The organism is Psychrobacter sp. Ps6 (assembly GCF_022129235.1).
Lineage (GTDB): Bacteria > Pseudomonadota > Gammaproteobacteria > Pseudomonadales > Moraxellaceae > Psychrobacter.
The window spans coordinates 1-5,380 of sequence record NZ_JADQAI010000022.1; the positions used below are offsets into that span (position 1 = coordinate 1).

Annotated in this window: 2 tRNA genes and 2 rRNA genes; all 4 read right to left on the bottom strand. The window is 48.8% G+C overall.

Going from position 1 to position 5,380, the window contains the following annotated elements:
• Positions 1-22: 22 nt before the first annotated feature.
• The 4 genes from I3255_RS13030 to I3255_RS13045 all read right to left on the bottom strand — a co-directional run bounded on the left by I3255_RS13030 (position 23) and on the right by I3255_RS13045 (position 5,006).
• Positions 23-2,878: ribosomal RNA gene (locus tag I3255_RS13030) — 23S ribosomal RNA — on the bottom strand.
• Between the two features lie 353 nt (positions 2,879-3,231).
• Positions 3,232-3,307, bottom strand: a tRNA-Ala gene (locus tag I3255_RS13035).
• A 9-nt stretch (positions 3,308-3,316) separates the two neighbouring features.
• Positions 3,317-3,393, bottom strand: a tRNA-Ile gene (locus I3255_RS13040).
• A gap of 74 nt (positions 3,394-3,467) precedes the next feature.
• Positions 3,468-5,006: ribosomal RNA gene (locus I3255_RS13045) — 16S ribosomal RNA — on the bottom strand.
• The 16S and 23S rRNA genes sit together here with 2 tRNA genes alongside, the layout of an rRNA operon.
• Positions 5,007-5,380: the final 374 nt, after the last annotated feature.

Consider the following 5,380-nt stretch of genomic DNA (forward strand, 5'->3'; position numbering starts at 1 on the left):
ATACAAACCACTTGGGTGTTGTATGGTCAAGCCAAACGAGCAATTAGTACAGGTTAGCTACACACATCGCTGTGCTTCCACACCCTGCCTATCAACGTCCTAGTCTTGAACGGCTCTTTAGGGAAATCTAATCTTGAGGTGGGCTTCCCGCTTAGATGCTTTCAGCGGTTATCCCATCCGAACGTAGCTACCGGGCAATGCCACTGGCGTGACAACCCGAACACCAGAGGTTCGTCCACTCTGGTCCTCTCGTACTAGGAGCAGCCCCTCTCAATCATCCAACGCCCACGGCAGATAGGGACCGAACTGTCTCACGACGTTCTAAACCCAGCTCGCGTACCACTTTAAATGGCGAACAGCCATACCCTTGGGACCGACTTCAGCCCCAGGATGTGATGAGCCGACATCGAGGTGCCAAACACCGCCGTCGATATGAACTCTTGGGCGGTATCAGCCTGTTATCCCCGGAGTACCTTTTATCCGTTGAGCGATGGCCCTTCCATACAGAACCACCGGATCACTAAGACCTACTTTCGTACCTGCTCGACTTGTGGGTCTCGCAGTTAAGCGCGCTTTTGCCTTTATACTCTACGACCGATTTCCGACCGGTCTGAGCGCACCTTCGTACTCCTCCGTTACTCTTTAGGAGGAGACCGCCCCAGTCAAACTACCCACCATACATTGTCCTCGGTATTGTTATACCTGAGTTAGAACCCCAACATGACCAGGGTGGTATTTCAAGATTGGCTCCACCAAGACTAGCGTCTCGGCTTCAAAGCCTCCCACCTATCCTGCACAAGTCAGGTCAAAGTTCAATGTAAAGCTGTAGTAAAGGTTCACGGGGTCTTTCCGTCTAGCCGCGGGTACACAGCATCTTCACTGCGATTTCAATTTCACTGAGTCTCGGGTGGAGACAGCGTGGCCATCATTACGCCATTCGTGCAGGTCGGAACTTACCCGACAAGGAATTTCGCTACCTTAGGACCGTTATAGTTACGGCCGCCGTTTACTGGGGCTTCGATCAAGAGCTTCGCTTACGCTAACCCCATCAATTAACCTTCCAGCACCGGGCAGACATCACACCCTATACGTCCACTTTCGTGTTTGCAGAGTGCTGTGTTTTTAATAAACAGTTGCAGCAGCCTGGTATCTGCGACTGCCAGCAGCTCAAGGAGCAAGTCCTATCACCACCAACAGCGTACCTTCTCCCGAAGTTACGGTACCATTTTGCCTAGTTCCTTCAGCAGAGTTCTCTCAAGCGCCTTGGTATTCTCTACCTGATCACCTGTGTCGGTTTAGGGTACGATTCGTTTATAACTATTGCTTAGAAGCTTTTCCTGGAAGCATGGTATTTGCCACTTCGCTGTACAAGTACAGCTTGCTATCAGATCTCGGTATAGAATAGCCCGGATTTACCTAAGCTATAAACCTACATCCTTTCACCTGGACAACCAACGCCAGGCTGACATAACCTTCTCCGTCCCTCCATCGCATTATAAACAAGTATCGGAATATTAACCGATTTCCCATCGACTACGCCTTTCGGCCTCGCCTTAGGGGTCGACTCACCCAGCCCCGATTAACGTTGGACTGGAACCCTTGATCTTCCGGCGTGCGAGCTTTTCACTCGCATTATCGTTACTCACGTCAGCATTCGCTCTTGTGATACCTCCAGCATGCTTTACAACACACCTTCACAGGCTTACACAACGCTCCCCTACCACTTGAAAACAAATTCAAATCCGCAGCTTCGGCTCCTAGTTTGAGCCCCGTTACATCTTCCGCGCGGGCCGACTCGACTAGTGAGCTATTACGCTTTCTTTAAAGGATGGCTGCTTCTAAGCCAACCTCCTAGCTGTCTATGCCTTCCCACCTCGTTTCCCACTTAACTAGGAATTTGGGGCCTTAGCTGGCGGTCTGGGTTGTTTCCCTCTCCACGATGGACGTTAGCACCCACCGTGTGTCTCCCGGATATCACTCATCGGTATTCGGAGTTTGCATCGGTTTGGTAAGTCGGTATGACCCCCTAGCCGAAACAGTGCTCTACCCCCAATGGTGTTCGTCCGAGGCGCTACCTAAATAGCTTTCGGGGAGAACCAGCTATCACCGAGTTTGATTAGCCTTTCACCCCTATCCACAAGTCATCCCCTGGCTTTTCAACGACAGTGGGTTCGGTCCTCCGGTGCCTGTTACGGCACTTTCAACCTGCTCATGGATAGATCACTCGGTTTCGGGTCTATACCCTGCAACTAATCGCCCTATTAAGACTCGGTTTCCCTACGGCTCCCCTAAACGGTTAACCTTGCTACAGAATATAAGTCGCTGACCCATTATACAAAAGGTACGCGGTCACCCAACAAGTGGGCTCCCACTGCTTGTACGCACACGGTTTCAGGTTCTATTTCACTCCCCTCACAGGGGTTCTTTTCGCCTTTCCCTCACGGTACTGGTTCACTATCGGTCAGTCAGGAGTATTTAGCCTTGGAGGATGGTCCCCCCATCTTCAAACAGGATTTCTCGTGCCCCGCTCTACTTAATATGTTAACGCTAATGTTTCGAATACAGGACTATCACCTACTACGGTCAGCTTTCCCACGCTGTTCTTCTACATTAGCACTAATCGGCTTCTCCCCGTTCGCTCGCCGCTACTAGGGGAATCTCAATTGATGTCTATTCCTAAGGGTACTGAGATGTTTCACTTCCCCTCGTTCGCTTCCTAATAAATTAGGATACTTACCTTATGGTAAGTGGGTTTCCCCATTCAGAAATCTCCGGATCACAGGATATTGCCGCCTCCCCGAAGCTTATCGCAGGCTGTCACGTCTTTCATCGCCTCTGACTGCCAAGGCATCCACCATGTGCGCTTCATTACTTGACCATACAACCCCAAATAGTCTTTCGACTTCTAAGTGTCATACAATCTAATTATGATAACGATATCACCTATGTTTATACGCTTGATTCAGTTCTCTTTACTTTTTTAATAACTCACCCCTGGGATAACAACTGATGTCGTTAAGAGGTGAGTTATTAAGGTTAAGATGTGCGCGTGAACACGCTCATCCTAACCCAGACTCATATCTATGTTTTTAAATAGTTCCTATGCTCTCGTCGAGTCATAAGTTCTGTATAAAACAGAAAGAAGTAATCGTGTCTTTATTCAAAGATAAATCACTTGTTTCTATTTAATACCTATTTTTATTTAGCACTTTAAGCTTGACCAGTTTGTAGTGGTGGAGCCAAACGGAGTCGAACCGTTGACCTCCTGCGTGCAAGGCAGGCGCTCTACCAACTGAGCTATGGCCCCATTATAAAATGGTGGGTCTAAGTGGACTCGAACCACTGACCCCCGCGTTATCAACACGGTGCTCTAACCAGCTGAGCTACAGACCCTAATACGTTTGTTAAAACGTAAGCTTAAACTAAAGAACAACTTGTTGTGAATTCTTGCTGACCGAATGCGTCTATAAGGAGGTGATCCAGCCGCAGGTTCCCCTACGGCTACCTTGTTACGACTTCACCCCAGTCATGAACCACACCGTGGTAAACGCCCTCCCGAAGGTTAAGCTATCTACTTCTGGTGCAGCCCACTCCCATGGTGTGACGGGCGGTGTGTACAAGGCCCGGGAACGTATTCACCGCGGCATTCTGATCCGCGATTACTAGCGATTCCTACTTCATGGAGTCGAGTTGCAGACTCCAATCTGGACTACGATAGGCTTTTTGAGATTCGCATCACATCGCTGTGTAGCTGCCCTCTGTACCTACCATTGTAGCACGTGTGTAGCCCTGGTCGTAAGGGCCATGATGACTTGACGTCGTCCCCGCCTTCCTCCAGTTTGTCACTGGCAGTATCCTTAGAGTTCCCGGCTTAACCCGCTGGTAACTAAGGACAAGGGTTGCGCTCGTTGCGGGACTTAACCCAACATCTCACGACACGAGCTGACGACAGCCATGCAGCACCTGTCTCAGAGTTCCCGAAGGCACTAAGCTATCTCTAGCGAATTCTCTGGATGTCAAGAGTAGGTAAGGTTCTTCGCGTTGCATCGAATTAAACCACATGCTCCACCGCTTGTGCGGGCCCCCGTCAATTCATTTGAGTTTTAACCTTGCGGCCGTACTCCCCAGGCGGTCTACTTATTGCGTTAGCTGCGTCACTAAGTCCTCAAGGGACCCAACGACTAGTAGACATCGTTTACGGCGTGGACTACCAGGGTATCTAATCCTGTTTGCTACCCACGCTTTCGAGCCTCAGTGTCAGTATGATGCCAGGAAGCTGCCTTCGCCATCGGTATTCCTTCAGATCTCTACGCATTTCACCGCTACACCTGAAATTCTACTTCCCTCTCACCTACTCTAGCCTAACAGTTTCAGATGCAGTTCCCAGGTTAAGCCCGGGGATTTCACATCTGACTTATCAAGCCACCTACGCTCGCTTTACGCCCAGTAATTCCGATTAACGCTTGCACCCTCTGTATTACCGCGGCTGCTGGCACAGAGTTAGCCGGTGCTTATTCTGCAGCTAATGTCATCGTCTCCGGGTATTAACCGAAGAGTCTTCTTCACTGCTTAAAGTGCTTTACAACCAAAAGGCCTTCTTCACACACGCGGCATGGCTGGATCAGGGTTTCCCCCATTGTCCAATATTCCCCACTGCTGCCTCCCGTAGGAGTCCGGGCCGTGTCTCAGTCCCGGTGTGGCTGATCATCCTCTCAGACCAGCTACAGATCGTCGCCATGGTAGGCCTTTACCCCACCATCTAGCTAATCCGACTTAGGCTCATCTAATAGCGAGAGCAACAAGTTGCCCCCTTTCTCCCGTAGGACGTATGCGGTATTAATACGAGTTTCCCCGTGCTATCCCCCACTACTAGGTAGATTCCTAAGTATTACTCACCCGTCCGCCGCTCGACGCCTGATAGCAAGCTATCATCGTTTCCGCTCGACTTGCATGTGTTAAGCCTGCCGCCAGCGTTCAATCTGAGCCATGATCAAACTCTTCAGTTTAATCTTGCTATGAAGCTCTTTAAAGAAGCTTCTAAACTTGGCTCATCTAATCTGGCAAAATCGCTAAAAATTATGTTCGTAATGAATTAACTTTGAGTTTTTCTGCTGTCTTAAATGATAATTTTTATAGTTAAAAATCTTCCCGAAAAGAAAAGATAGTCAACTTTATTTTTTAGCATTCTGAATCAGCAAAAATCCACACAAGTTGTTCTTTAGTTATGCTTTTAAATAGTCTCAATCACTGTCGTCCAGTCATCGATATATAGGGTATTACTTATGCTATTCGCTTTCCCCATCTCCGGTTAAGCTATCTAGCGAGCCGACTATCTTATCATAATGATTTGAATTGTCAAGCTTTTTTATAATTTGTTTCA